The sequence below is a fragment of the Arthrobacter sp. NicSoilB8 genome (genome assembly GCF_019977355.1).
In the GTDB taxonomy this organism is placed as follows: domain Bacteria; phylum Actinomycetota; class Actinomycetes; order Actinomycetales; family Micrococcaceae; genus Arthrobacter.
On the sequence record NZ_AP024656.1, the window covers coordinates 106,176 to 131,800 of the forward strand.

The 25,625-nt window shown below is 61.8% G+C and carries 22 protein-coding genes and 7 pseudogenes; 6 read left to right on the forward strand and 23 right to left on the reverse strand.

Annotated elements, in window-relative coordinates; translation table 11 throughout:
* Window positions 1–60: 60 nt before the first annotated feature.
* The 3 genes from LDO15_RS22695 to LDO15_RS22705 are packed head-to-tail and all read right to left on the reverse strand — an operon-like array spanning window position 61 to window position 1,471.
* Window positions 61–546, reverse strand: a complete 486-nt coding sequence (locus LDO15_RS22695) for a plasmid pRiA4b ORF-3 family protein (protein WP_223988122.1) — start codon at window positions 544–546, stop codon at window positions 61–63.
* A complete protein-coding gene (locus LDO15_RS23570; RefSeq protein WP_223988125.1) occupies window positions 431–709 on the reverse strand; it encodes a plasmid pRiA4b ORF-3 family protein in 279 nt (92 codons plus the stop codon). The genes LDO15_RS22695 and LDO15_RS23570 overlap by 116 nt, the downstream gene beginning before the upstream one ends.
* Before the next feature lie 54 nt (window positions 710–763).
* Window positions 764–1,471: a hypothetical protein gene (locus LDO15_RS22705; protein WP_223988128.1), complete on the reverse strand. Its 708-nt coding sequence runs from the start codon at window positions 1,469–1,471 to the stop codon at window positions 764–766.
* Between the two features lie 131 nt (window positions 1,472–1,602).
* Here LDO15_RS22705 and LDO15_RS22710 point away from each other — a divergent pair, with 131 nt between their 5' ends.
* Window positions 1,603–2,688, forward strand: a complete 1,086-nt coding sequence (locus LDO15_RS22710; protein ID WP_223988131.1) for an ATP-binding protein — start codon at window positions 1,603–1,605, stop codon at window positions 2,686–2,688.
* Between the two features lie 66 nt (window positions 2,689–2,754).
* Here LDO15_RS22710 and LDO15_RS23575 read toward each other — a convergent pair whose 3' ends face one another.
* Entirely contained in the window at window positions 2,755–2,835 is an 81-nt protein-coding gene (locus LDO15_RS23575) for a hypothetical protein (RefSeq protein WP_346656007.1), read from the reverse strand.
* Between the two features lie 337 nt (window positions 2,836–3,172).
* Between LDO15_RS23575 and LDO15_RS22720 the strand changes: the two are divergent.
* Window positions 3,173–3,560 (forward strand): annotated as a pseudogene (locus tag LDO15_RS22720) (ATP-binding protein); the annotation flags it as partial.
* A gap of 573 nt (window positions 3,561–4,133) precedes the next feature.
* Window positions 4,134–4,877, forward strand: a complete 744-nt coding sequence (locus tag LDO15_RS22725) for a FadR/GntR family transcriptional regulator (RefSeq protein WP_223988134.1) — start codon at window positions 4,134–4,136, stop codon at window positions 4,875–4,877.
* A 239-nt stretch (window positions 4,878–5,116) separates the two neighbouring features.
* On the opposite strand, the pseudogene LDO15_RS22730 reads toward LDO15_RS22725, so the two are convergent.
* The 13 genes and pseudogenes from LDO15_RS22730 to LDO15_RS22780 form a co-directional block, all read right to left on the reverse strand.
* Window positions 5,117–5,548: pseudogene (locus LDO15_RS22730) on the reverse strand (ATP-binding protein); the annotation flags it as partial.
* 28 nt (window positions 5,549–5,576) lie between these two features.
* Window positions 5,577–6,666: pseudogene (locus LDO15_RS22735) on the reverse strand (IS110 family transposase).
* A gap of 277 nt (window positions 6,667–6,943) precedes the next feature.
* The gene (locus tag LDO15_RS23580) at window positions 6,944–7,204 is read right to left on the reverse strand and encodes a transposase (RefSeq protein WP_346656008.1); all 261 of its coding nucleotides are present in this window, start codon (window positions 7,202–7,204) and stop codon (window positions 6,944–6,946) included.
* Entirely contained in the window at window positions 7,095–8,174 is a 1,080-nt protein-coding gene (locus LDO15_RS22740; protein ID WP_346656009.1) for a transposase, read from the reverse strand. Before LDO15_RS22740 ends, LDO15_RS23580 begins: the two co-directional genes overlap by 110 nt.
* A 285-nt stretch (window positions 8,175–8,459) precedes the next feature.
* Window positions 8,460–8,813, reverse strand: a pseudogene (locus LDO15_RS22745) (ATP-binding protein); the annotation flags it as partial.
* A complete protein-coding gene (locus LDO15_RS23445; protein ID WP_263428418.1) occupies window positions 8,810–8,941 on the reverse strand; it encodes a hypothetical protein in 132 nt (43 codons plus the stop codon). The pseudogene LDO15_RS22745 and the gene LDO15_RS23445, both read right to left, overlap by 4 nt.
* A 610-nt stretch (window positions 8,942–9,551) precedes the next feature.
* Window positions 9,552–10,760, reverse strand: coding sequence for an IS30 family transposase (locus tag LDO15_RS22755; protein WP_223988137.1), 1,209 nt, complete (start codon window positions 10,758–10,760; stop codon window positions 9,552–9,554).
* A gap of 880 nt (window positions 10,761–11,640) precedes the next feature.
* Window positions 11,641–12,039, reverse strand: coding sequence for a hypothetical protein (locus LDO15_RS22760; protein WP_223988140.1), 399 nt, complete (start codon window positions 12,037–12,039; stop codon window positions 11,641–11,643).
* A 486-nt stretch (window positions 12,040–12,525) separates the two neighbouring features.
* A complete protein-coding gene (locus LDO15_RS22765; protein WP_223988056.1) occupies window positions 12,526–13,314 on the reverse strand; it encodes an IclR family transcriptional regulator in 789 nt (262 codons plus the stop codon).
* A 376-nt stretch (window positions 13,315–13,690) separates the two neighbouring features.
* Window positions 13,691–13,999, reverse strand: a pseudogene (locus tag LDO15_RS22770) (NlpC/P60 family protein); the annotation flags it as partial.
* Window positions 14,000–14,106: 107 nt separating this feature from the next.
* Window positions 14,107–14,507: pseudogene (locus LDO15_RS23450) on the reverse strand (alpha-hydroxy acid oxidase); the annotation flags it as partial.
* Window positions 14,502–15,248, reverse strand: a pseudogene (locus tag LDO15_RS22775) (HAD family hydrolase); the annotation flags it as partial. The pseudogenes LDO15_RS22775 and LDO15_RS23450, both read right to left, overlap by 6 nt.
* A complete protein-coding gene (locus LDO15_RS22780) occupies window positions 15,242–15,463 on the reverse strand; it encodes a hypothetical protein (RefSeq protein WP_223988146.1) in 222 nt (73 codons plus the stop codon). The pseudogene LDO15_RS22775 and the gene LDO15_RS22780, both read right to left, overlap by 7 nt.
* Window positions 15,464–15,677: 214 nt before the next feature.
* On the opposite strand from LDO15_RS22780, the gene LDO15_RS22785 reads away from it, so the two are divergent.
* Together LDO15_RS22785 and LDO15_RS23585 are read left to right on the forward strand one after the other, a co-directional pair.
* Window positions 15,678–16,822, forward strand: a protein-coding gene (locus LDO15_RS22785) for an IS3 family transposase (RefSeq protein WP_223988149.1) whose coding sequence is annotated in 2 segments (ribosomal slippage) — window positions 15,678–15,951 and window positions 15,951–16,822 — 1,146 coding nt in all. Because the reading frame shifts where the segments join, the coding sequence is not laid out codon by codon here.
* 601 nt (window positions 16,823–17,423) lie between these two features.
* Window positions 17,424–17,486: a hypothetical protein gene (locus tag LDO15_RS23585; protein ID WP_346656010.1), complete on the forward strand. Its 63-nt coding sequence runs from the start codon at window positions 17,424–17,426 to the stop codon at window positions 17,484–17,486.
* Between the two features lie 51 nt (window positions 17,487–17,537).
* Here LDO15_RS23585 and LDO15_RS22795 read toward each other — a convergent pair whose 3' ends face one another.
* The gene (locus LDO15_RS22795) at window positions 17,538–18,209 is read right to left on the reverse strand and encodes a GntR family transcriptional regulator (RefSeq protein WP_223987766.1); all 672 of its coding nucleotides are present in this window, start codon (window positions 18,207–18,209) and stop codon (window positions 17,538–17,540) included.
* A gap of 4 nt (window positions 18,210–18,213) precedes the next feature.
* On the opposite strand from LDO15_RS22795, the gene LDO15_RS22800 reads away from it, so the two are divergent.
* Window positions 18,214–18,435, forward strand: a complete 222-nt coding sequence (locus LDO15_RS22800; RefSeq protein WP_223987769.1) for a hypothetical protein — start codon at window positions 18,214–18,216, stop codon at window positions 18,433–18,435.
* Window positions 18,436–18,531: 96 nt separating this feature from the next.
* On the opposite strand, the gene LDO15_RS22805 is transcribed toward LDO15_RS22800, so the two are convergent.
* The 5 genes from LDO15_RS22805 to LDO15_RS22825 form a co-directional block, all read right to left on the reverse strand.
* Complete coding sequence (locus tag LDO15_RS22805; protein ID WP_223987772.1) at window positions 18,532–19,956, reverse strand: solute carrier family 23 protein; 1,425 nt, start codon at window positions 19,954–19,956, stop codon at window positions 18,532–18,534.
* A gap of 248 nt (window positions 19,957–20,204) precedes the next feature.
* Entirely contained in the window at window positions 20,205–21,446 is a 1,242-nt protein-coding gene (locus LDO15_RS22810) for a Zn-dependent hydrolase (protein WP_223987774.1), read from the reverse strand.
* Complete coding sequence (gene hydA, locus LDO15_RS22815; protein ID WP_223987776.1) at window positions 21,446–22,906, reverse strand: dihydropyrimidinase; 1,461 nt, start codon at window positions 22,904–22,906, stop codon at window positions 21,446–21,448. Before hydA ends, LDO15_RS22810 begins: the two co-directional genes overlap by 1 nt.
* Before the next feature lie 28 nt (window positions 22,907–22,934).
* On the reverse strand, window positions 22,935–23,975 hold the full coding sequence (locus LDO15_RS22820) for a GntG family PLP-dependent aldolase (protein WP_223987778.1): 1,041 nt from the start codon (window positions 23,973–23,975) through the stop codon (window positions 22,935–22,937).
* Window positions 23,972–25,357, reverse strand: coding sequence for an amidohydrolase family protein (locus LDO15_RS22825; RefSeq protein ID WP_223987780.1), 1,386 nt, complete (start codon window positions 25,355–25,357; stop codon window positions 23,972–23,974). The genes LDO15_RS22820 and LDO15_RS22825 overlap by 4 nt, the downstream gene beginning before the upstream one ends.
* Window positions 25,358–25,625: the final 268 nt, after the last annotated feature.

A 25,625-nucleotide genomic window follows, 5' to 3' on the forward strand; every position in this document is an offset into this window, starting at 1 on the left:
AGAAAAGGAGCTGCTCCTGGCATCAGGACCGAGTCCTTTTCGCCTGCAAAACGCCGGGGGTTAGAACTGCTCAGCCAGAGCCCGGTTCACTGCGGGGATGTCCAGGGAGGCGGGATCAAAAGGCTCGTCGGATCCGGTCATTTCGGCGACCCATGCGGTGTGTTCGGCGTGGTCAGGATGGGACGGGTCGGCCAAGGCGTCCATGATTTCCTCGTATCCGGGTAATCCGCCGGAGTCTTCCAAGGGGCCGCGCCGTGCGCCGCCGACCAGCCGGGCCGGCGGAGCATCGCTGGTTGCTGGCCGGCGGGAAACCAGTTCGAGCCGGTGAAGCCAGCAGTCGCCGAAGTCGTATTCGTAGAAAGCTGTGCCAGAGCCGAGGGCGAGCAGCTGCTCCAGGGTGCACTCCTCCTCGGGCCTGTCCTCCGGTTCTTCACATCCCCGCCCGGGGAGCCACTGCAGGACCTCGGAAATCTCGCCGCCAATGGGCCGCAGCGGTGAGAAGGGATCGTCTGGTGTGAACCTGCAGGTGCGCGTCCTCCCAGTCAAAGGCTGCCTGCAGGACCTGGTGTACCTGGTTCAGAGCCAGGGAGCCGCGGATCTCCAACTGACGCCAAATGGAGGGCTTGCTGTGGACCAGCTCCACGCGAACCTCCAGGATCGTCTCCCGGCGAATCAGTTTGCCGGCTTCCAGCTTGTCCGTGCTGCCCACTCTTTCAGGGCACGCCGCTGTACCCAGAACGGGACGCGGGAGCAATCCCGCGCTTCAGCGCACGTAGGGCGGGACGGAAGCGTCGTTGAATGGCTCGAACCAGTCCTGGATTTTCATTGGGGCAAGGCCAAGTTGCATGTTCAATTCGATGTCGTCCTCGAAGCCGTCCATGGCGTTCTGGTAGAGCATCTCGCTGTCCGTGTCTTCGAGCATGTGTTGTTCAAGCAGGCCACGCCAGTCGTCTGCAAGATCGAGATCATACAGGTCCTGGATGACTTCGACCTGGTCAAAAAGGCAGCGGAGCGCCAGTTCCTGGGCGACGCAGGAAGGACGGGCCCACCCGCGGGTCAGCGCCCCGGTCATGTCCGTAGCGATGACGAGAAACTGCCGGGCGAAGCGGACGTCGTATTTGTCGGCGTGTCTGGGCGGCAGTCCGGACAGGACGAAGGTGTTGGCGATGTCCTGGCGATCAATCCGGTCAAGGTCCCGCAACCCGTCGAGATCCTCGAACAGCTGGTCGATCAGAACGGCGGATGCCTCCCATAGGGCGCCGGCAAGGAGCTTTGCCTGGAACAGACTCCTGTCGCGTCGCTCCGGGGTGATTGAGCCCGCCCATTCGAGGTCATCAGGGTCCAGGCGGCTCCGCTGATCCTCCGTCAAATCCTCCAGGCGCGGCACGAAACCCAGCTGCTCCAGGGTCAGGCCCATAAGCCGATCCCCCACCTGCAGTGCGTGCTCGACATAGTTCTCTTGTCCGGTCATGGCCCCGATGCTACCGCCTTACCATTTGGCACTCCCGGAGCACGGACTTGCCCGGCACGACATCGCTGGCGTACCGTGGCAGAAGTTTCACCACTTTCACCAGTTTCACCTACATTCCCCTAGGAGGTTTGGTGCAGAACCCCTTCAAGCCGACGGCCGGAGCAACGCCCCCTGCATTGGTCGGGCGGGCCGGGCTTTTGGACGAGTTTGAGTATGGCCTGCAGCAGGGTTCCGGAGCCCCAGGGCTTCTGACCATCATCACGGGGTCCAGGGGCATCGGCAAAACAGTCATGTTGAGCGCGGCCGAAGGGATCGCCCGGGCTCACGGCTGGGCCGTCATCTCCCGGACAGCCACACCCGGGTTCCTGGCCGGAGTCGGCGACGACATGCTCGCTCTCGTCGAGGAGCTCGGGGACGGGCCTCCTGCCCGGAAAATTACAGCCTTCTCCGCGGCGGGGTTCGGACTGACAACCCAGCTTCCCCCGGAACGGGTAGCCGACTGGCGCCGCACCGGGAACGAACTGCTGCGTCTTCTGGACGCACAAGGCACAGGGCTGGTCATCACCATTGACGAGATTCATGCCGTCGACAGGACTGAGATCTCGCAACTGGCTGCCGACGTCCAGCACTTTATCCGCGAAGGGCTGCCTATCGGCCTGATCTTCGCCGGCTTGCCATCAGCGGTGTCCAACCTCCTCAACGAAGGCGTCGCCACCTTCCTGCGGCGCGCCGACAGGATTAATCTTCACGAAGCAGCCATCACCGAAGTCACCGCCTCCTACAGCGAGCTCTTCAGCCAGGGAGGCATCAGCATCTCCCCCAGCCTCATTAACGAAGCAGCCGAGGCCACCGAGGGGTATCCCTTCCTGATCCAACTGGTCGGCTACTACCTCTGGCTCGAAGCCGACAAAGCAGGATGGAAACTGGACCAGAGCGGCGTTCAGCATGCGATCGCTGCCGCCCAAAGGCGGAACACCCTAGTGGTCCTCGAGTCGGCGCTGTCGGACATTTCTGACAAAGACCGCGAGTTCCTCGACGCGATGGCCACTCAGGATGGTCCCTCTACCGCCGGTCAGATCGGCGCCATCCTCAAGTCCAAGCCCAACGTCGTATCCAAGTACCGCAACAGGCTCATCGCCGCGGGCCTAATCGAGTCCGCAGGCTACGGCAAAGTGGACTTCGCAATCCCCGGACTCCGCCAATACCTCCGCCAATAGATTGACAGTACGTCCGTTGTCGGCGTCTGGGAATCAGCCGTAATCGGTTGATTATTAGCTGTGGGATCACTTTCCGTGGTCCCCGCGGCGGTGGGCGATACGCACGACGGTGACGGTCAGGATGTTGTTCTGAATCTCGTAGAGCACGCGGAAATCTCCGAACCAGATCCGCCAGGCTTTTTTGTTCGCCGGCGAGCTTCTTGCGTATATCCCTGCTTGTGTCCTGGGTGTGAGCGGTCAGGAGTTGCCGATCAGCGCCGAAGAGAGGTCGATTCGCTCGCTGCCCGGGTGAGCGGCGACCACAATCGATCACTTGAAGAAACAACACAGCGGGGCCACCCAGGACTGGATAGGCCCAAGGTTCACACGCAGGGGTGCCAGTAGAACAATGATTATGGCATCTGATGCAGTATCGTCGGCTCCAAGCCACCTCCCCTCGTGACGGAACGGTTTCGACCGGTGAAAAGCAGGCCGTCGAAGCCGGATGCGCGTCGCCTGGTTCCGGCTAGAAGACCTCGGCGTCCTGATCCGCGCGCACCGCACCGATGACAGCGTCACCCGGGCGGTCTCCCGGATCCTGCGCGCGGAGCTCGTGGTGATCGATGATATTGGCCTGCTTCCGGTGGCCACGGACGCCGCCGAGGGGCTCTGCCGAGGGGCTCTACCGGGTCGTGGACGCAGCCTACGAAAAGCGGTCCGTCGCGATCAGCTCCAACCTTCACCCGGCCGGGGTCGATGAGCTCATGCCCAAACCCCTCGCCACCGCGACCGTTGACCGGCTGCTGCACCACGCCCACGTCTGCCAGACCAGCGGTGATTCCGTCCGCCTCACCCAGGCCCTCACCGGAAAAGGAGTGACCCGACTGAACTGACCAACCCAAGCGATAGCCAACCCCGCCGAAACCGATCAGTGGGCAGATCTGTTGGCCATCACCGGGCACATCAACTGGCCGCCGGTGGGCAGAACGTAATGGCCATTGACAGCAGAACGTGTTTGACCGTTCCGCGGCGGTAGGCCTCCCGGGAGTTTCTTCCAGATCAGGAACATCAAAGTACGAAAGGGGGCCATGAAGGACTCGCCGTTAAGAACCGAAGCTGAGTATTTTCTATCGCCAATGCCCGGTGATTGCGTTCAGGGTGAAGACACAGCAAGGCAGCGTTGGCAAGGCACCGTTGATATGGCAGACCACGAGCATGGAGTCATCTGGATATTTACGGACAGCTGCGAACGAAAATTGCTGGATAATTGCGATCACTCCATCCGGAGAGTGGTGATGCCTGCAGGGGGCCAGAGTGCGGGGACTCGGCAACGGTCCTCGATACGTCCTGCCAGCGTGAACAAACCCGAAAGTTGACTCTGCTGCTGGCCCTTGCCTGGTCCAGAAGGTGGGTGCCCACCAGGTAGCCAGTGGCCGAAAGACCCTAAAGTGGAAGAGGTAGGAAGCATGGCCCTTAGCACTTCACCTCGCCAGCCCCTCGCAGACGAAATCAGCGGCAAGCTTCGGGAAATGATCCGCTCCGGTGCGTGGACGTTGCACGGGCGTATCCCGCCTGAAAGGGAGCTGATGGCAGGACTTGGAGTTTCACGCGGGACTCTCCGCGAGGCAATCAGGGCTTTGGCCCACAGCGGCATGCTCGATGTGCGCCGCGGGGACGGGACCTATGTCCGCGCTCCGAACGAGTTCGCCGGCGCCGCCCGCCGTGCGCACCTGGACCACACGCAGGAGCACATCCTGGAAGTCAGAGTGGGACTGGAAACCCAGGCGGCGCGCCTGTGTGCTCGCAACGCAACGGCCGATGACGTGGCCGCACTGCGTGCCCTGCTCACCGAGAGTGAGGATGCCTGGCTTGCGCGCAACTACGCAGGCTGGGCCCGCGCTGACTGGGACTTCCATGCCCGCGTGGCCCAAGCGTCGGCCAATCCCCTGTTGCGCGAACTGTACGTCAGTTTCGGTAACCTCGTTCTGAAAGACTTACTGGCCCAGCATCACCGGCCAGATTTCGACAGGCTCCCGCCGCGTGAGGGCCACGGTCAGCTGGTGGACGCCATCGTGGCACGTGATGGCGACGCCGCCGCGGCCACTGTCGACAGAACCGAACGCTGTGCGGAGCGTCTGCGGACCCCCGCGCCCTCGAAGGACGATCGCCCATCAGCAGATGTAACCAATCTGCAGGCTGAGTGCACTTAGGGGCTCGACGCGTTCCTCACATGTTGCGCCTCGGGCGCTGCGCCGGGGCTTGTATTCCCCGCTCCGGGCTCCGTGCATGGAGGGCAGCGAAGCCAAACGGCTACCTCGCAACCGAGCAGCTATTCGGGTAGCGACGGACTGCTACTCCCGCCCCATCAATACCCGTCTCTGCCAGTTTGTCAGCGCTGGTCGAAAGTTGAGCCGTTTCGCGGGGTGAAAACTGAGCCACGTTGACGAAATTATTCTGCCGTATTTTCCGGTCTTGTCGAGGGCAGCGAGTCGATCTGGTGGTTCCTGAGCCGGTAACTGGAGCCTTTGAGGGTGACGACCTCCGCGTGGTGGACGACGCGGTCGATCATCGCGGAGGCGACGACCTGGTCCCCGAAGACATCGCCCCAGCGGGCGAAGCTTAGGTTCGAGGTCAGGATCAGTGAGGCGTGTTCATAGCGTGAGGACACGAGCTGGAAGAACAGGTTCGCGGCGTCCTGTTCGAACGGGATGTAGCCGACCTCGTCGACGATGATCAGCCCGTAGCGGCGGAGCCGGATCAGTTCTGAGGGCAGACGGCCGACCTGGTGTGCGGCCTGCAGCCGGGTCACCCAGCCTGTTGCGGTGGCGAACAGGACACGGTGGCCCAGCCGGGTGGCCCGCAGGCCGAGCGCGGTGGCGAGGATGCTTCTATGAAGCTTCTATATCTCGTCAACCCCCAATTTCGCTGCCGGCGGCGGTGTTGAGGTGGCGGAAGAGGTGTCGGGCGAGGTAGCGCTTGATGCAGCGGCGGATCTCGCGGTCGGTCTTGCCTTCGGCGCGGCGCCTGTCGGCGTAAGCACGGGTTTGGGGGTGGTGGACCATCCTAACCATGGCGATGACGTTCAGTGCGCGGTTGAGGCGCCTGTCGCCGCCGCGGTTGAGCCGGTGCCGGGTGGTGTTACCAGAGGAAGCCGGAATGGGGTGCACTCCGGCGAGAGCGGCGAACGCGGCCTCGTCCCTGACCCGTCCGGGATGGGACCAGGCGACCAGGACGGTGGCTGCGGTGACCGGCCCGATCCCGGTCTCCTCGATCAGGGCCGCAGCGGGGCTGGCCTCGACGAGCTCGCCGGTCCGGTTCGTGTTGTCCGTGATCTCGGCGTCAAGGGCGAGGATCCTCTTGGCCAGCCGCACGGCCTCGGTGCGGGCGGTCGCGGCGGCGAGGTCCTCCTCGCGCGGGCGCCAGCGGGAGATCTCCCCGATCTTCCTGGCGCCGAGGGGATACCGTGCGTCGATGCCGAGGTCGGCGATGCGCACGAGGGCGGTCAAGGCGTTCACGGCCCTGGTCCGTTCCCGGGTGAGCTCATCCCGGGCGGTGAGGAGGATCTGGGCTGCCGCCCGGATCCCTTCGTCCATCCGCGGGGTGCGCAGCTGCTCATCCTCGAGGGAGCACGGCGGCGGCGATGCGCCGGGCATCGATCGGGTCGGACTTGCCGATGCCGCGGCGCCCTGCCCTGCCCATCCGGCCTGCTGCGACCGCCCGGTAGCCGGCAAGCCCGGTCTGGCGGGCGAGATGAGCCCCGTAGCTGCCGATGCCCTCGATGACCCACAGGGCGCCGAGGTCTCCACCGGTGCGGCGTGCCGCCCAGGCGATCGCGCGGGCCCTGCCGGTATGGGTGTTGGGGAAGGCCTCGGTTCCCAGGTGCTCGCCGTTGGAGGTTAGCACCGCGTAGGTGTGGGTCCTGGCGTGGGTGTCCACGCCGATGACGAATGAATGCGTGTGGGCGACAGTGGTGTTCACGCGATCACGGTTCCTTTCCATGCGGCAGTGTTCCCGGCCGCTGCGGACCGGCGCCGTGCCCGGGAGAGGTCACTTCGAGGCAGAACTGTGATGGGCCACGATCCCTGGGGGTCGGGCAGGCTTCTTATCAGGCCACCGAGGTGGGCCGGGCTGGCGCCGGCCGCCCACCACGGTCGGACAGTTCATAGGCAAGGCACCCAAGGGGGCCAGTTCTGTCATGAGCCACAACCGCGGCGAGGCGACCAATGCCAACCCTGCCAGCCGGTACCGGACCAGCCATGTAAAGACTCACAGTCTGTCAAGCCGTGAGTTGGATGTGGTTGACTGCGCGTGCCTGGGCTTCAAGGGTGCGATAGATTTCGCGTGCGATGGCCCGCTTGAGGCATCGTTTGATCTCGCGTGGTGTCTTTCCCTTCCGTTCCCGTTTGGTTGAGTAGGCCTTGGTCGGCTCATGATGTTGAAGCCGTGAGAGCGCGACGGTGTGGAGTGCTCGGTTCAGGTGGCGATCGCCAGATCGGTTGAGCCTGTGGCGGACGGTCGCGACACTGCTGGCCGGGATGGGGGCGACGCCGGCGAGGGCGGCGAATGCCGCCTCGTTGCGGATGCGTTTTGCTGTAGGACCATGACACGAGGAATTGTGCTGCCGTGATCACCCCGACCCCGGGCTTGGCGAGAAGCTCCGGGCAGGCTGCGACAACCAGACCCTCCAGTTCGGTCTCATACTCGGCCGCTTCGGCCTCGGGCATAAGTGCTCTGCGGGCGACGGCGCGGACGGCTCGCACGGTTGCCCGATGCTCTACCGAGTGACTGGGCACAGTCCGCAGGCGGGAGCACCGGTCGAGCTGCTGATCGGTAGTGCCTCGACGCAGCTGCTCGCGTAGGCTCTCGGGGGCGTTGACGATCAGGGCTTTGAGTTGGCCGATGGCTTTGGTGCGCGCGACGACGGCGCCTTGCCTGGCCGTAATGAGCACTCGCATAGCTTCCCGGTCTCCTCTGGCACGAGGGGCGGCAAGATACTCACGGGAGAGCGCTTCGCGGGCGGCGCGGACAGCATCGAGTTCGTCGCTCTTCGCCCCGTTGCGGCGGGCTGGCCTGGCTGGTCGGTCGATCTCAACGACCCACTCTCCGCGTTCGAGAAGGAATGTTGTGAGGCCAGAGCCGTAGCTTCCCGTGCCCTCGATCGCCCAAACCCGCCGAGTAGACGAATAGCGATTCGCGAAGCTGAGCACGCGTTTGTATCCGAGGGCGTCGGTCGCGCTTTGGGTATCCCCGAGCGCGGCACCCGTTTTCGCGTCAACGACGGCCGCGGTGTTGGTGTCTCGGTGGGTGTCGACGCCGATGACGAAATCGACTTCATCTGAGAGCATTGGCATGGCGTTTTCCCTTCGTGGAGCCAATATGTTGGCATCGGCCCGGGCAGGTTCACCATGCGGCAGGACTGTGATGAGGCACGGCCCAGGGGCGGCCAAGCTGCTGATTAAGCCAGCGTTTCGGTGGAACCAGGCCGATACCGGCGACCACGACGACATATCCAACGCAAGGGCGCAACGATCTCTCGCCTGCCAATGTGACTTTAGGGTCAGTCATGGTCACCAGCACCGACTCTGGCAGCAATCACACCCGTGACCGCAAGAGCGACCCGGGAAACGGATCGTTTACTACGACCAGCCGGACGGCATCCCCTGACAGCGACAAATCCGAATCACGAAATCTCGCACCGCCACTACGGTGTCGGATTCAGGTCAGCTTCGAGCGACATCACCTGACGCCGGCCAGCACTCGTGGCTCGAGCGCTTGATATCAGTCTCACAATCGGTTTTCCCGGTCCCCGGCGGTCCCAGGAACACCACGTTGGCGGCCTCGGCCAGGAAAGCGCCGGTGGCCAGATGGGCGATCGTTTCCCGTTTCAGCCCGGGCTGATGGTCGAAGCTGAAGTCCTCCAGCGACTTCCTGGCCGGAAATCCCGCGGCCCGGGCCCGGGTTTCCGCCCCGGAGGCTTCCCTGGCGGCAACTTCCCGGGACAGCACGGCGGCAAGATATTCCTCGTGGGACCAGCCGGCCTCGCGCGCCTGGTCGGCCAGACGGGCCGCTGACTCGCGGATCCGCGGTGCCTTCATGGCCCGGGCGTAGTACTCGATCTGCCCGGAAATCTCCCTGGCGCCGGTCATGGGAGGACCTGCCCGTCCTCGAAGACAACCCCGAACGCCCGGTCGTACTCCGCCAGATCGCGGAGCTCCGCGTCCAAACCGGACTCTTCCGGCGCCGCGGCGGCGTTCTGGAATGCTCTCCGTTGCACCCTTGCCGCTTCGACGTGGGCCGGGTCGGTGATCGTCTGGCCCTGCCCCAGGACCGCCGGTGAATCCCGGCATCCCGGCCCTCGAAACTGATCCGTACCGTCTCCAGATCCGCGCGGACCTCCACGAAACGTCCGATGGCCTGCGGGTTCACGGAGTAGTCGTTGGACGCGACCCGCACGTAGTAATCCCCGGGTAGACGGACCCGGACGGGAATCCCCGCGATCGGTTGGCGGCCTGCCGCGCCGCTTCGGACGCAGCCCGTCTTCCCCGTCGCGTCGATAGATGCTCGTCCAGTTGGCAACGGTGCTGGGCGACGGAAGGCCATACTCCTCGGAAAGAGCCCTTCCGGACTCACCCTTGATATGACGCAGCACGATCTCGAGCTTGGTCTCGAAGTCGTACTGCCTGCGGTCTCTCGTCACCAGCGCACCCGCCCCCCGTAGCTGCCATCGCTGATACAACATTTGGACCGGAGACCGGGCAAGGTCAAGCGAAATGGCCACGGACTTCGCAGTGTATCCCTGCTCGAACAATTCGACAGCCGACACGGCGTCGGGGTAACTCAACGTGCTTCCTGAGTACATCTGACTACTCCCTGGAGAAGGATACCTAGATTCGGTGTCCAACTTTCGGGGACCATTCCAGCAGGCCATTCGTGTTTTCATTCGAGCCGCGCTGCCAGGGGCTGGCCGGATCGCAGAAGTACACCGGGATTTGCGTCTGCCGCGTGAAGTCCTGGTGGCAAGCCATTTCAGTGCCCTGATCCCAAGTCAGGGAACGGCGCAGATGGACCGGAAGGCTGCCCATCGATTCTGCCAGCCGGTCGCGCAGATTCTCCGCCCCGCGGTTGCCTGCCAGATGCACAAGAACGATGAAACGCGTGGTCCGTTCGACCAGTGTGGCGATGGCCGAACTGCTGCCCTTTCCAATGATTAAGTCCCCCTCCCAATGCCCTGGTACTGATCTGCCGATCACTTCTGCAGGCCTGTCCCGGATCATGACCATGTCCGGGAAGCGCTTGGTCCGGTGCTCACGCCGGCTGCGTGGCCGGCGACCGGTCCGTCCGGACCTCAACGAGACAGCAGGGTCCACGGCCAGATCCAGGCTTCCGCGCCCGTACAGAGCCTGATAGACGGTCTCAGGCACGATGTGCATTTCCGGTTGGCCCGGAAAATCCGCGCGTAGACGGTTGCTGATCTGGCGGGGGCTCCAGCGTTGTTTCAGGTGTTCGCGCACGAACTCCCGCAGCTCCTGGTTGCTGGCTATCTTCCCGGGCCGCGGACGGCTCCTTCTGCGCTCTGCACTGCGCTGAGCCGTCCGCGGTCGGTAATTACCGGAGGGTTCATGAATGTTCCGGCGGATCTCCCTGCTCACGGTCGACGGACTCCGCCCGAGCTCCATTGCAATGGCACGGATGCTGCGCCGGGCATGCAACAGGTCCGCGATCGTAATCCGTTCCGACTCGGAGAGAAACCGGGCGGAGATTACCGCACGCCGCTGCCGCGAAATCGGAGCGTACTTCTTGATGTCTCCGGACTTCAAGACGACCGTATGGCCGTGCCGCCAGCGAGTTCCGGAACTACGGCTAATACCCACGATCCGGCAGGCCTCAGAATTGCCCATTCCCTGTTTCATCAGCTGATCATAGTGAGCCCGTGCAGCGTTCTTCGGAGGGGCGCCCCGGGACTTCTTCGCTCTTTTCATATCTACCAATTGCAACTCCCAATCACTCAGGTGTTGCAACGACCGCGCCAAGCCGTCATAGTGGCTCACTTTTCGACCATCACTGACACAGTTCAAGGTTCGCCTCCTGTTCATGTCCGGTTCCTTATCTGCATATAGAGCCGGTTGATGACGCTAGCTGTTCTCCACTACTCACGGTATCGGCAGCACACTTGGTCTCCGCACCCGTGCAGAACAGAGGAGCTATACCGGAGACTAAGTCACGCAGAGCAGCATCTATTGCATTAGGGCCAACACGATGGCGTCTGAGTTGAGGAATTGTGTGAATCCCGTCCGGCGCCGATGGTGCTGATCAATTCCCGGTTCCTCGGTTCTGATTCTGGTCTGTGCCCCATATCAGGTCCTGCTTATCGGCTTCAATCGCCCGGAGAAAATCGGCCTGGCTTGCCCGGAGAAGCGCCTCCCGGGACCCCACTTCATACCGATCGCCGTCGCGGCGATATCCTCGAGGGCTTCCTGCATCCATGCCACGGCGGCCGTGTCGGCTCGGACCGAGGCCTCCTCGGACGATTGGACCGTGCAGAACAACGCAAAGCGGGCTAGTTTCCTTCAGCTCGCCGGTGAGATCTTCGATCTCCGCCAAGAGTTGCTCCCCCCAGACGCCGGAATTTTGCGCGGCACCGTGTCGGCTTGAGTATGAGCGAGGCCCGTTCAGACCCGGTTGCCGCCGTTTCCGGAGGTCCAGCTCTGCGGCTACAACCACGTCGAATGCCTGGGCCGACAGCGACGGCGTGGGCGACCGTTCGCGCGTGCCGTCAGCCGTCTGACCGCGATGTTCCGCATCAGTCTCCGTGAGGCCGGGGCGCGGATCATCCGCGGTCGGCCCGGACCCGCGGACGCGACCCTGATAGTGGGTTGGTCTCGCATGGCTGCTGTCTCTTCCTTTCGTAGGACCGGGTGGCGCACGACCGCGGTCATCTCGCTAAGCTGCATTTTCGCCAAGATCCGTTAGCGGCTATTCGGAATCAGGTGTTGCCGGATTCTTGGTGCACGTACCACAGACTTGACGCGTATCCGGTCGCCAGACCGTGTGCATGGCAATGTCGAGCAGCTTCCGTTCGCCTAAATCCGTGACCACCCAGACAAGCCCGTGTTCTGGAAACGGCACGTCAACCGAACCGCGCCAGACTTCACCGGTTTCGTGATCCAGGGCAACGATTCGGTGCCCTGGCGCAAGTAACAGGAAGGCTTCGACTTCACATGTGGTGAGGGAGTCTTTCGGCCCGTTTCGTCCCGCCGCGAGGTTGGCAGACGCCTTCCGCAACGAGCATTTGATCTGGCCGTCCGTGAGGCATGCGCCCAGCATCAAGCTGACGGTAGTCTCGCCGGCGATACCACCGTTATCTTGATTCATCGGCGGACGCACCCCAGCTTTCCCTTGTCGTGCCCGGTGGCGGATCACCTTTCAGCCGAGCCGCGTAGCGGCCTGGGGCGAGCCGCATTACCAGGACGCCGACTCGTTCGGTCATAGCCACGGGCATCAGAATTCCAGCACCCTGTCCAAGATGGCATCTAATTCCTTTCGTGTTTGAACGGCTCGGCAAGCCGATCGGGCACTGTTTGAATGGTCACAAGTCCCTACTCTCTTGGCGAGCGGCATTCCCCGCCATCGTTGTCAACCGTTTGACGGTTGAATATTTAGCGGCGGTAACCGCGGTTGTGTCAGCTTAAGTTGACATAGGGTTCGATATCAGTGTTAAAAACTCCCTAACCTATTTGGGGGAGATGGGTGTGTCCGGCGGGTAGGCAATAGTACTCAACCTCCGCCAGTGCTGAGCGTTCTTGCCCGAGAATTTATCCGGTCTTGATCCGAAATTGAGAAAGGTTCTCATAGACGAGATCATGTCCTTGTGTGGTAGCCGAAGACACGCGTCCCTGGCGAGAGCGACTGCTGAACAGCTCGGACCATAGAGAGTATCTGTCCCGCGACGACGAGGATGTTAGGTTCTACTCGAGTGTCTGGTCCAGAAATGTTCACGGCGGCTATAATGCGTCCTGAATGGTCACGCACTGGTGCGCCGACGCCGATGAGCTCGGGGTCAAAAATCCGGTTAGCTACTGTGTAACCAGTTTCCCGGGCTTCCCGGACGTGAGCCAGATACTCCCGTGCTGCATGGGTTCCGAGGCCGTCTTGGCCTCTGCGGACGATCTCGAGGATCTGATCATCCTCGTAGTCCATCAACAGCGCCATCCCGCTTGAACTTCGGTTCAGGGGTACCGTACGCCCTGCCCATCCGACTGCCTCGATGGACCGGTGGGAACTTTCGGTGTGTACCGTCAGGACCTCGCCATCACTGAACACTGTCAGATAGCTGCGTTCGCGAATCACCGCAGTAAGCCGGAACATCATTGGCACGGCCATCTTAGTCAGGCGCTGATCACCGGCCCGCAGAGCCAGCGCAAACAAGCGCCAGCTCAGCTCATATCGGCCCTCTGGATCACGGGCCACCAGCCCGGTTTCCAGCAGGCTCTTGAGCTGGCGGGATACGACGGATTTGTCGCGGCCCAACGCACGCGAAACATCGGAAACGGTCATTCCGTCGGGGAACTCAGCCGCATCGCCAGAGCTGAGCGCTTCAAGAACTGCCATGACTCTCGCCGCGCCGCTCTGTTTCTGCTCCGTCTCCATCCTCGGATGCTAGGTAGCGAATATGATCTACGCAACGCCACGTTGCAAAAATTGCATCCACTAGGGACAGCGGATCCGCGCCCGGCGCCTCCGGCACACCTGCCGTCGCAACCCCGACTGTTCTGTGGCGACGAACTGATCCCGGGTTGACGACGTCTCCGCTGCCGTTGTCCCAGCCTCACGGAGTTTCACCGCGGCCACACAACCCCGGTCCCAGCGCGCCGTGAATGCGTGTCTGTTCAACGGCTCGAATGAAACCGCCGGCGAGGGCGCGGTTTGTCGCAGCAATATTCGGAAGGCCGGGGCGAAGAACTGTCGGCGCCAGTCACATCGACCCACATGGACAAGCATGAATCGACAGCGCACTGTTGGATCATCAGCATGATGCGCCGGAGCCAGCGTTGACGCTGTATAGGACTGTCGTGTGGCCGTTCCAGCCGCCGTGGACGGCGACATCGTTGCCGACGTAGACAGCGATGTGGGCCATTCCCAGGCCGCCGTTCCGGTAATAAGTGAGGTCGCCCGGGCGTGCCTCGGCGGCGCTCACGGCATGGCCCAGAGACGGGTAACCTGCCGGCAAGCCATGGAAGTTGATGCCGGCGGCTGCCAAAGCGTGCGTGGCCAGAGCCGTGCAATCCTGGAAAACGCCGAGCTGGGCGTAAGCGGCGGCAGCGATGGTTGCCCCACTCCAGCTGCGGATGCCAGCCAGTGCCTGCACGCCGCTTCCGGGCCGATCGCGATGCCCAGCCAGCACACTTCCGATATCCCCGATAGCGCCGCTGCATGGGCGTGCTAGGCGCCGAGGATCTGAACGTGGTCAGGAGTTAGTTCGGAGATGCGGCTGACGCCGAGCAGGGCAATGGTGCGTTGCTTGTCCTTTCCAGGATCTGGATGGCACGGTCCACGCCCGCCCGGCCGCCGGCCATAAGGCCGTAGAGGTAGGCGCGGCCGATCAGGGTGAAGTCGGCGCCGAGGGCGAGGACGGCGATGATGTCCGCGCCGCTCATGATGCCGGTGTCCAGGATGATCGCCGCCTCGCTGCGGTCCGCCTTCAGCGCGGCGGAGACCTCGGGGAGCAGGCGGAAGGGGATCGGTGCCCGGTCCAGTTGTCGGCCGCCGTGGTTGGAGAGCACGATCCCGTCTGCGCCGTGGTCCACCACCTTGCGGGCGTCCTCGACCGTCTGGATGCCCTCGCCGATCGCCACGGTGCGATGCGCTTCAATGCTGAGGTGCCCGCGGAGGTGTTCCAGGGCGCTGGCCTTGGTGACTCCTTCGGCGGCAATGTCCAGCCAGGCGGACCAGCCCACAGAATACGCAACCCCTAACAGGCCGATGTCCTCGATGGCCTCATTGAAGTCCTCGGGCGTGTCCTCGGAGCTGAACACCACAACGCGCACGGCTGTGGCCTCAAGCATGGTCGGGAAGTCCACGCCGATTGCCTCCACGCCAAAGCTGGCATCCTGGAAGCGCTCGGTGGACAGGAATTTGCCGTCCTCGTCCTCCAGCGCATACTTTGCCCAGGGCAGCCGCTTGCGGAGGGCGCGGCCCGGATCGAACGTGGCCTTGTGGATGACTTCGTAGCCGTCAGGGTGTGCCGGATCGAGCCGGAGCGTGACGCCGCCGTTGCAGCACACCGCATAGCCTGTATTTATCCCGATCTGCTCGATAATGGGCAGGGTGGCGTTTAGCGAACGTCCGGTGGCGATCAGGACCTCATGCCCCGCGGCGACAACAGTCTGGGCCGCCTCACGGACAGGGATTGACATGTGGCCGTCGTGGTTGACCAGCGTGCCGTCAACGTCCAAGGCGACCATAAGCTTTTGACCCGTGTTGTTGTCTCGCCGGTCACCGTTGCCAGCGACTGAGTTTTCAGTAAGTAGAGGAGAGACGGGTACGGCAGGGCTCTCCTGCCTCCGTGGTAGAAGGCTCAGCATCGAGCATCGTGCTGCTGCGTGTAGCCATAAGGAACCGCGCTGCTGAGAGGAACACGGAAGACATGATGCTCAAGGCGCGTCACCAGAATGCCCTGGGTTGCGTCCTTGACCGCCATTTTGATCATGAGATCTACTGCGGTATCCAGCCCTCGCTCCATGGAGGCCTTATCCAGTGCCACAACTTGGATTTGTGGCGGATTTTCCGTCGTGGTCAAGAGGGGCATGGCACCCCAGATGTCGGTTTGACGGCGTATCCGTTGGCTCTTTCTTATAGTGCTCTTCTGTCTAGGCCATCGTTTCAAGCCACAGCGCGTCTACCGTACTCGTTACGTCTTCCACGAAACCAGTACGGATAAGACGTCGGGACTGCCCCCGGTTTTGTTGACTCCTGACTTGTGAGGATTCAGTCCTTGCAGCAAGGATGTTCACATGCCCAAGCCTTTCCCCGCTGAGTTCCGCCGTGACGTGGTCGCCGTGGCACGCAAGCACGAAGCCCCGATCTCACAGATCGCTAAAGACTTCGGGATTTCCGAAGCGACCCTGCACAACTGGCTCAAGAAAGCCGACGTCGAGGACGGCGTCCGCCCCGGAGTGACGGAGAAGGAAGCGGCAGAACTCAGGGATGCCAGGAAGCGGATCCGGCTGCTGGAGCAGGAGAACGAGATTCTGCGCCGGGCAGCGGCCTTCTTCGCCCGGGAGCTGCCCCCAAAATGAAGTTTCCGCTGGTCCTTGACCTTGCCGCGGACGGAATTCCCGTCGCGGTGGCCTGCCGGGTGCTGGGTTTCTCCAAACAGGCCTTCTACGAATGGAAGAGAAGTCCCGTCTCCGAGCGCGACTGGTCAGATGCCCACCTGATCAACGCGGCGGTGGACGTCCACCGGGACGATCCGGGGTTCGGGTACCGGTTTATCGCCGACGAGCTCGAAGACCAGGGTTTCAGCGCCGGAGAGAACCGGGTCGCACGGCTGTGCAGCAGCCAGCGGATCTGGTCTGTCTTCGCCAAGAAGCGCGGCCTGACCCGCAAGGCCGGCCCGCCCGTGCACGATGACCACGTCCGGCGGGACTTCACAGCAACGGCACCGGATCGGCTGTGGCTCACGGACATCACCGAGCACTGGACCGACGAGGGCAAGCTCTACCTGTGCGCCATCAAAGACGTCTACTCCAACCGGATCGTGGGTTACTCCATCGATTCCCGGATGAAGGCGTCCCTGGCAGTCTCGGCCCTGCACAACGCAATAGCGCTCCGGGAGCCGGAGGGAACCGTGATCCATAGTGACCGCGGCTCCCAATTCCGCTCAAACGCCTTCGTGCGGACGTTGAAGGGCAACCGGCTCACAGGATCGATGGGACGGGTCGGCGCGTGCGCCGATAACGCCGCCATGGAATCCTTCTTCTCGCTCCTGCAGAAGAACGTTCTGGACAGCCAGCGATGGTCCACAAGGGCGGACCTGCGCCTGGCCATCGTGACGTGGATCGAGAAAACGTACCACCGGAAACGCCGCCAGCGGCGCCTCGGACGGCTAACACCGGTCGAGTTTGAGACAATCAATAGCGGCCTCAAAGCCGCCTAGCGACACCAAACCCCGAGAGTCAACGAATTCCGGGGCAGTCCCGTCCATCTTTCCAAAGCTGTACCTGCTGACCGATCAGGCCGGTCCACTCTTGATCCGTGCCGTTACTCAATTGCTGTCTCCCTTTGTGTTCGGGTGCGTCTTTGTGGTGAGGGTGAATCCACGTTCAATTCTGTTTTGGTTCCGGTGAAGCGAGCGGGTCGTCGGGGTCGTCAGCTGAAGATTCCTGCCTCGGGTGATGGATCCAGCCCAAGGAGTTTCAGCTCGGCGGCGGCACCCACCGGAAGGGCACGATCGGCGAAGGGGGCTCACTGTCCGGATGCCCTGACGGTCGGCGACGGCGTCCCGCTCCCAGTGGCGAGCCGCCGCCGTTTCTTGCCTGGATCCGATTGGCCGCCGCTATTGAGTCGGGTGATCCCGACCTTGCCGCGGCCGAAGCCCAGAGGCACGTCCGCTCCTATCGGGCCATGACTATGGAAAACCTCTTCGGGGAGACCGGCACTGGTTCGAATGGAATTCGCCCAGAGGACATCAGCCGCAGATAGCGGCGAGGTCCGTGGGGCTGGGACATGCCGGCATCCAGGGCAGACCAGATTGGTCCATGCAGCGCACCATGCTCTCCCCCAGGTACGCCAAACACTGGGACGAGCTCCTGCTCGTTTAGGCGTAGCATGCTTGAACCTCACGTAGAGATGGCATGGCTCCCGTCCGGGGTTTAGGGGTCCAGCGTCTGGGCCAACGCTGCCAGCACGGGCTCGCGGCGGAGTTCGATGTGGGAGTGGGCGAGCGAACAGGCCAGGTCCGGCTTGCCGGCGAGGATGGCGTTGCACAGTTCCATGTGGTCGTCGCGCTGGAGCTCGTTGCTGCGGTTTTGGGCCAGCCCGAAGATCCACTGCATGCGGCCGAAGAGCGGTTTGACCGATTCTATGAGCAGGCGGTTGCCTGAGAGCCGCACGATTTCGGCGTGGAATTCCGCGCTAGGACGCACGACGTCGTCGCTCCGTCCGCCGTCGATCGCGTCCCGGGTCCCTTCCAGGAGTTCCTGCAGCCGCCCGGTGGGCTGGCCTGCCGCAACGCGGGTGGCCGCTTTGCGGGCGGCGAAGGTCTCCAGGCACAGCCGCACATCGAAGAGTTCGTTGACATCGGTAACGGTCAGCCTGCGCACCACGGCTCCCCTGTAGGGGAACGTTTTCACAAAACCGTCCTGTTCGAGGCGCTGGATGGCCTCCCGGACGGGGGTTCTCGAGACGTTGTAGAGCTCGGACAGTTCACGTTCGCGCAGCCTGCTCCCCTGCCCGTATTTTCCAGCCACGATCCCCTCGAGAACCAGCTGGTAGACGTGCTCGGCCCGCACTTCGTCGTCGCGGCCGTTCGGCGTCTCAGGCATCGGCTTGACCACTCTTCCACTCTCCTTCATGCCTTCCGCCTCCGGAGCCGGAGTCACTCGCAAGGTCGGCGACGTCCGGCGCGAGCGCGTGCTCGAACTGTCCGAGCCAGGCCGGCGGATCCTCAACGCGGCGATCCCGCTCTGGGAGGGCGCGCAGGCGCAGATCAAAACCCAACTAGGCGTCGACGGCGCCCGCGTCTTCCGCGAGACCCTTCGGGCGGTCTAGCGGCGGGCTCCTCCCCCACCCTACGCCGTGCGCGGCACTGGCTCTCGCAAACGGGGCGAGGCGGCCTTGACCTGGATGCCCCGTGCCCGGAACCCATTACCTCGGAGAGTCAACCAAACCCTGGGCGGTCTCCTTAGCTTGCCGCTTGTCGATACTTGCCAACAGCTGTACCGGAGCAATCACTCGGCACAGATGATAGCCGCCTATCACCACGATGGTTCCGAGTGATATTCCGCTCAGGGAGAATGAGTCGCTGAAATTCACGCTAGTGTTGCCGATTCCAATGATGACGCCCGCTGACACCGGCACCATATTGATCAGATTGCCGAAGTCAACGCCGCTTTCCTTCCAGATCTGGGCGCCAAGTAGGCCGATCATGCCGTAGAGGATGACTGTGCTGCCGGCGAGGACACCGCCAGGCATGGCCGCGAACAGCGCGCCAAACTTGGGGGAAAATCCAAAAAGGACCGCTATGCCGGCGGCAACGTAGTAGGTGGCGGAGGAGAAGACGCGGGTGGCGGCCATGATGCCGATATTTTCCCCATATGTGCAGACAGGAGAGCCACCCACCGAACTGGCAACAACTGTGCCGAGGCCAACGGCTATGACTGAGCGGCCGATCATCGGGTCAAGGTCCTCGCCCGTGGTCTCCGCGATGGCCTTGACATGGCCAACCGTCCCGGCAGTCATGGCGACCACTGCCGGCAGGATAATCAGGATCGCTGCGATGGAAAAACTCGGCGCGTGCCACCCGGCGATCTCCTTGCCGTCCGCGCCCATCATCGTCGACATCGGAAGCCCGATCCAATCAGCATCCTGCACCTGCTGCCAGTTGACCCGCAAATGGGTGGTGATTTGACCGACGCCAGCGTCGAACGAAGTGATCGGGCCCGCCGTCACATCCAAGACCCAGGATAGAACGTAGCCAAAGACCAGGCCGAGAAAGATCGAGATCCGGCCCAGGAAGCCACGCAGCCCGACCGCACAGCAGATCGTGAAGAGCATCACGAACAGCGCGACCCACTGGTCCTGCGGCCAATAGGTGTCGGCCACCACTGGCGCGAGATTGAAGCCGATCATCATCAAGATGGCACCGGTCACGACCGGCGGCAGGACTTTGTTGATCACCCGGGATCCGGCAAAGTGGATCAGGACCCCCAGAAGGACCAGCACGACACCGGCGACCAGGATGGCCCCGGTGACCTCGGCCGAGCCGGCACCGGGCTGGGAACGCACCACGACTACCGCACCAACAAAGGCGCCGCTGGTGCCAAGGTAGGCGGGCACCCGACCTTTCACAACGAGCAGGAACATGATGGTCGTGATACCACTCATCATGACCGCGAGCCGCGCGTCCAGCCCCATGAGCAGCGGAACGACAAAAGTTGGGCCGAACATGGCACCGACGTGCTGCACGCCCAGGCCTATCGTCCTGGGCCAGGACAGTCGTTCGTCGGGGGCCACTACCTCTTCCGGGCCGAGTGACTTGCCGTCACCATGTATCTTCCAACCAAGCGACATGACTGCATCCTTAATATGCGTGCGGCGGTGACTCTTGTGGTGTCACAGACTTGCTGATTTTTTGGGGCGCGGCGCTTACGCGTGCGATTTTTTGAACTTGCTTTGGCCCGTGGCGGTCCAGCCCAAGCCTTGGGGTCCGTTGTTGCGGGGCACGCCGGGCACGCATCGGTCGGCGTCGGTGACCCCATCTACGATGCGGGCCCGGCGACCCGTTAAACCTAGCGGCGCATGTCTGCCGCGATCATGGATTAGGACTTGTAGGCCAGCCGCAGGAGGGTGCCGGCAAGGATCGATACTCCTTCTCCCAGTGCCCTTGGGTCGGTGTCCTCCAAGGGAGTGTGACTCAGGCCGCCCTTTGAGGAGGTGAAGATCATTCCGACTTTCGCTATCTGTGAGAACAACTGTGTATCGTGCCCTGCTCCACTGGAGAGTGGCCGGTACGGAACTCCGCCATCATTCAGCGTTTCTTTGATAGCGTCCATCACTTCGACATTCATCAGCACAGGCTCATGATCGTGTTGAAGTTTCAGCTCAATCCCGAGGTCCCTCTTTGCCGCTGTCGCGGCGAGACTTCGTTCAATGACTGACTGGGTGGCCAGCTGCTGGATCCGGTCGGGAGTCCGCAGCTCGACCGTGAACCTGACCTGTCCTGGAACAACGTTGATCTGGTCGGGAGTTACAGATAGGCGGCCGACCGTCGCGACGGCCGGCGGGCCAGCCTCTTTTGCCGCATTTTCGACGTCGGAAATCATCTGTGCAACGCCTGCCAGCGCGTCTCGGCGAAGGTTCATTGGAGTTGTGCCGGCGTGATTGGCCTCTCCCGTCACGGTGACGTCCCAACGCGTAATTCCTGTAATCGCAGTTACCAACGCCAAGTCAAGACCCTCGTTCTCTAGGATCCCGCCTTGTTCGACATGGAGTTCGACAAAGTAGCCGATATCGTTGCGCTTGGCCGAGGAGATCTCACGCGGATCCAGTCCTAGTTCTTGCATGGCACTGGCCAGGGACACGCCGGTCTTGTCGAGACTCTCTTCGGCTTCGCGCAGAGTCGTCTCTCCAACGATGGAGCGAGAGCCCCAGTAATGATTGGTGAATCGACTTCCCTCTTCCTCACAAAGCACGATAACTTCAAGCGTACGGGCGGGCTTACCCAGCTTCCGTCCCAGAGATCCGACGGCGAGGATGCTGCCGACAACACCGTAGGCACCGTCCAGGCGGCCGCCGTTCCTTACCGTGTCCATGTGCGAACCAGTAGCCACGATTGGCGCATCGGTCGTTCCTTGCAGGCGACCAATGATGTTCCCAACAGGGTCTATCCGTACTTCCAGCCCGCGTTCCGCCATCCAGCCCTTGATCAGTTCCCGTGCCTCCACCCAGGAGGCATCGTATAGGGATCGATAGGTACCACCGTCGCTCTGAGCACCAATGGCGTAGAGCTCGTCGAGCATTCTGCCCGCATCTTCTTCAAAGTCTTCAAGAGTCTCATGCATCACAAGTGGCCTTTCTCTTTTTCTTCCGTAGTCTCGACAGCTGTGGTTGCCGCCGACCCTGTAGTCATTGCGGCGGCTCCAGATGACCAGCGCTGGACCAATTTCCCCCGGCCCGGGGTGGCCACGCACTTTCCGTCCAGGGCCACGATCTCTCCCCGAGACAAGGTCATGACTGGCCATCCGGTAAGTTCCATCCCCTCATACGGAGACCAGTCAACGGGGGTGTCAAGTTCTGCTGCCCTGACGACCCGTCGTATAGTCGGGTCGAACAGAACCAGATCGGCATCGGATCCTTGGCTGATGGTCCCCTTCATCGGCCATAACCCAAATAGTCGGGCGGGGTTTGTGCTCAAGAGCCCGACCATCTCACTCAAATTCAGACGTCCCTTCAGGACGCCCTGTGAATGGATCAGCTGAAGCCGGAGACCTGCCCCGGGCAGACCATTGGCCCCGCGGCGAAAGTCGGTGCGGCCGAGGTCTTTCACTTCAGTGCCGTAACCACAGTGATCCGAGCTGACGACCTGAATCACGCCGTCTGCCAACGCTCGCCAAAGTGCATCGGAATCTTCGGTTGTGCGCAACGGAGGGCTGCACAGGAACCGATGCCCGTCAGGGCGTTGCAGTGACTCCTCCGTGAGGGTCAGATAGTGTGGACACGTTTCGGCGTAGGCCGCAACACCCCTTTCGCGAGCTCGCCGTATCAGTTCCACACCCTGGCGGGTGGAGGTGTGGAAGATGTATATGCTTGCGCCCGTCTGCTCGGCAAGGAACAGGGCACGATTGATCGCCTCTGCTTCGGCGATGTTGGGTTTCGTTCGCGCAAAATCAGCCGCAGTCGTCGCGGCATTCGCTACAAGGCTTTGAGTGTTGAACTCCATCATCGCCGCGTTCTCTGCGTGCACGATGGTCATGCCGTTTCCGCGTGCGGACGCTTCAAGAGCAGCCAGCAGGAGCGCATCATCACCCATACGGCCCTGAGACCGATACAGCATGTAGAGCTTAAAAGTAGGGAAGCCCAGCGCTATGAGTTGAGGGAGTTCGTCAACCGTTTCAGTCGACGTACTGGTTAAAACCGGGTGGAGCGAGAAGTCGATGACAGACTGCCCCTCGGTTTCTGTTCGGCGTTCTTGAATTGTTGAAATCAGATCCGATTCGCGCTGGACTGCGAAGTCGATGACCGTTGTGGTGCCACCAGCGGCAGCGAATGCGGTTCCCGTTGCAAAATCGTCAAGCGCAGAAACCCACCCATGATCCAGGTGGACGCGGTGCCCAAAATGTGCATGCGGATCGACTAAGCCTGGAAGTACAAGGAGGCCATCAGCATCCACGGTCTGTTCAGCCGACGACAGTGTCCCCGGCGCACCTACGGCTAGAATTTTTCCATCGCGGATCCCAACGTCCCCGAAAAATTCCTCTTCCGCAGTCACCAATTTGCCATTCTTTATCAGAAGATCAAACATCGCTGTTTCCTTTGGGTAATTTAATTCACTAATCTGATGAGCAGGCTGCAGCCGCATCGACAACTGCGGCAAGATCGCCCTGCTCAATTTCCCTGTGCAGAACCATCCGCACAGTCTCGGGCCCGATCGGCTTCACGAGAACGCCAAGAGCCGCCATGCGCCGAACAAACGTCTCCGCGTCAAGGCCAAACGGACCAAGTTCCACGCGAATAATGTTCGTCTGTATTTGCGATTCATCAACTTTCAATCCAACGTCGGCAAGCATCAGCCCAAGCTGCCGTGCCCTCGCGTGGTCCTCGGCTAGACGGGGGATCATCTCCTTGAGGGCAACGAGCCCTGCGGCCGCTATTACGCCGGCCTGTCGCCAGCCACCTCCGAGCTGTTGCTTCATCCATCTGGCCTCGGCAATAAAGTCCCGACTCCCGACGAGAACTGACCCCACAGGACTCGACAATCCCTTGGCCAAACAAAATTGGGCGGCATCAACGGAACGGGTCAAGGTCGCAGCAGGTACACCTAAGGCCACCGCCGCATTGAATATTCGGGCACCATCGAGAAATGTCGGCACGTGATGTTGCCGGCCCAGTACGGACATTGCGTCGATTTCCGCCGGCGAAACAACGAGTCCCCGATTGAGGTCATACGTATTCTCCAGGCAGAGCAGCCCTAGCTTCGGCATCTGAATCGGGTGTACCGGCGACAGTGAGGCTTCCAACTGGGCACCATTGAATACGCCACTGCCTGTGGCTATGGGCAGGAATGGTACTCCCATGAGAGCGGCCGCTCCCGCCCGCTCCATACGTTGAAGATGCGAGTGTTCTAGGACAATCGCTGCCTGTCCGCGGCTGCAAAGGCTCAGAACGGCGATCTGGTTCGCCATAGTGCCGGAGGCAACGAACATGCCCTCTTCTTTGCCGAGCAGTCCGGCACTCTCCTCTTCAAGGGCCCTAACTGTGGGATCCTCACCGAATACATCGTCACCCACCTCCGCCTCAGCCATGGCTGCGCGCATCCGGGCTGTGGGTTTGGTGACTGTGTCGCTTCTGAGGTCGATGATTTTCTGTGTCATTTCGCCACCCCGGTCGTGACGCCTTCATTGTCGTCGTACAAAGACTTCAGAGGTGCCGCGCCCACGGAGAGCCCGCGTTTCAGCACAACTCTCCTAGCCGTGTCTCCGTCAAGTAGGTCGGTTAGGGACCGGGCTTCCAATACGACCAGACTCGCCTCATCGCCACTGGCAAGTCCATACTTGGTCAGGCCCATAATCTGAGCGGGCGCAACCGTATGAAGCGAAAGCATCTCCAGAAAGTCGTGTTCGGTGACCATGTGACAAGCCAGCGAGGCCAGGATGGCGTTTTGGATGAGGTCCGTGTTCCCATAAGGATCGAACGGGTCACGGATATTGTCCGTGCCAACGGCAACGTTGACACCAGCCGCGCGCAATTCAGATAGTCGCGTCACTCCACGGCGCGCTCCCACAGCATCATCGCGGCCATTGCCGTACATGTTGCTTGCGGGCGTGGATACCACCGAGACGCCTGCCTCGCGCAACAGGTCGCACACGTTCGCTCGTAGTTCAGGTGGCACCATATCCAGACCGCAGAGGTGGCTTGCGGTGACGCGTCCTTGGTATTCTTCCGCTATTGTTTTTTCAGCGATATAGACTGCCCCTAGATTATCGGGGTACTCCCGCCCATCCGCGTGAAGCGTTACCGGGTGTGTGTAGTTTGCATTGATCCCGAAATCCGTATGGAAGTCAATGTCGACGTCGAACTCTTTGGCCAATTCAAAGACGATATCGACTTGCTCGTTGAGCTCTTTTCTGCTTGCTGAGATGCTTGGGTGTCCGCCGATGACATCAGCTCCCAGTTCCAGTGCGGCCTTGAGCAGGTCCCTCGTTCCAGGATATTCTTGTATGCCTTCCTGTGGGAAAGCCACGATCTGCAGGTCGATACTTTTCTGAAAGTCTTCTTTGAGGGACAGGAGCGCACGCAGGCTGGTCAAGCCGACAGTTGGGTCTATATCGACGTGGGTTCGGACTGCAGTTACGCCATGCTCAACGCATCTTTGCAAGGCTCTGGAAGCGCGCTCCCGGACGTCATCGTAGGTGAAGGATGATTTGGCCTTCTTCATATTTCTGCGGACCTCGTCAATGGTCCCGCTTTCATTTCTAAAACGATCGGCCATCATGGCTTTGTCCAAATGTGCGTGGATATTGACGAAACCAGGAAACACAAGTCGCCCGTCGAGCCGCAGGGTTCTCCTGGCAGGACCGCAGCTGAGTTTCAGCGCCTGGTCCTCTGATTGAGGAATCACCGACACTATGTGTGACCCGTCAATGCGAATATTTTGAAGAGGTCCACCAGTCCAAAGCCGTGCTCCCTCAATCAGCAAGTCGTTCACAATATAGTCGCCTCTTTCTTTCGGTCCCACCCTGCCCTCAGTGACCATGGCTTATCCCAACTGTCACTGCGTCCGGGTCTGCTGCGGTTAATCCAAGCGCCGGCAATCGCTCGCCGCACGGGACGAGGGACGGGATTTCTCATCGCTATCGAGAGAGCAGGGTGGGCCGAAATCTAATCCGAATTACTTGTAGTTGTGCACATCTCGTTCTGACGGCCCACAGCGTCCGTGGTGGGGTAGTCAAAAGATGAAAGCTGCTTCCGGTCCTGCCATAACTGAATGCTGTGTGCACCTCGCACTGACCGTCCACAGCGTC

Coding starts and splice junctions, on each gene's coding strand:
- LDO15_RS22705 (WP_223988128.1), bottom strand. CDS start 1,471: ATGACCGGACAAGAGAACTATGTCGAGCACGCACTGCAGGTGGGGGAT.
- LDO15_RS22725 (WP_223988134.1), top strand. CDS start 4,134: ATGGCCCTTAGCACTTCACCTCGCCAGCCCCTCGCAGACGAAATCAGC.
- LDO15_RS22740 (WP_346656009.1), bottom strand. CDS start 8,174: ATGTCGTCGTGGTCGCCGGTATCGGCCTGGTTCCACCGAAACGCTGGC.
- LDO15_RS22755 (WP_223988137.1), bottom strand. CDS start 10,760: ATGAACAGGAGGCGAACCTTGAACTGTGTCAGTGATGGTCGAAAAGTG.
- LDO15_RS22760 (WP_223988140.1), bottom strand. CDS start 12,039: ATGAATCAAGATAACGGTGGTATCGCCGGCGAGACTACCGTCAGCTTG.
- LDO15_RS22765 (WP_223988056.1), bottom strand. CDS start 13,314: ATGGAGACGGAGCAGAAACAGAGCGGCGCGGCGAGAGTCATGGCAGTT.
- LDO15_RS22795 (WP_223987766.1), bottom strand. CDS start 18,209: ATGCCTGAGACGCCGAACGGCCGCGACGACGAAGTGCGGGCCGAGCAC.
- LDO15_RS22805 (WP_223987772.1), bottom strand. CDS start 19,956: ATGTCGCTTGGTTGGAAGATACATGGTGACGGCAAGTCACTCGGCCCG.
- LDO15_RS22810 (WP_223987774.1), bottom strand. CDS start 21,446: ATGCATGAGACTCTTGAAGACTTTGAAGAAGATGCGGGCAGAATGCTC.
- hydA (WP_223987776.1), bottom strand. CDS start 22,906: ATGTTTGATCTTCTGATAAAGAATGGCAAATTGGTGACTGCGGAAGAG.
- LDO15_RS22820 (WP_223987778.1), bottom strand. CDS start 23,975: ATGACACAGAAAATCATCGACCTCAGAAGCGACACAGTCACCAAACCC.
- LDO15_RS22825 (WP_223987780.1), bottom strand. CDS start 25,357: ATGGTCACTGAGGGCAGGGTGGGACCGAAAGAAAGAGGCGACTATATT.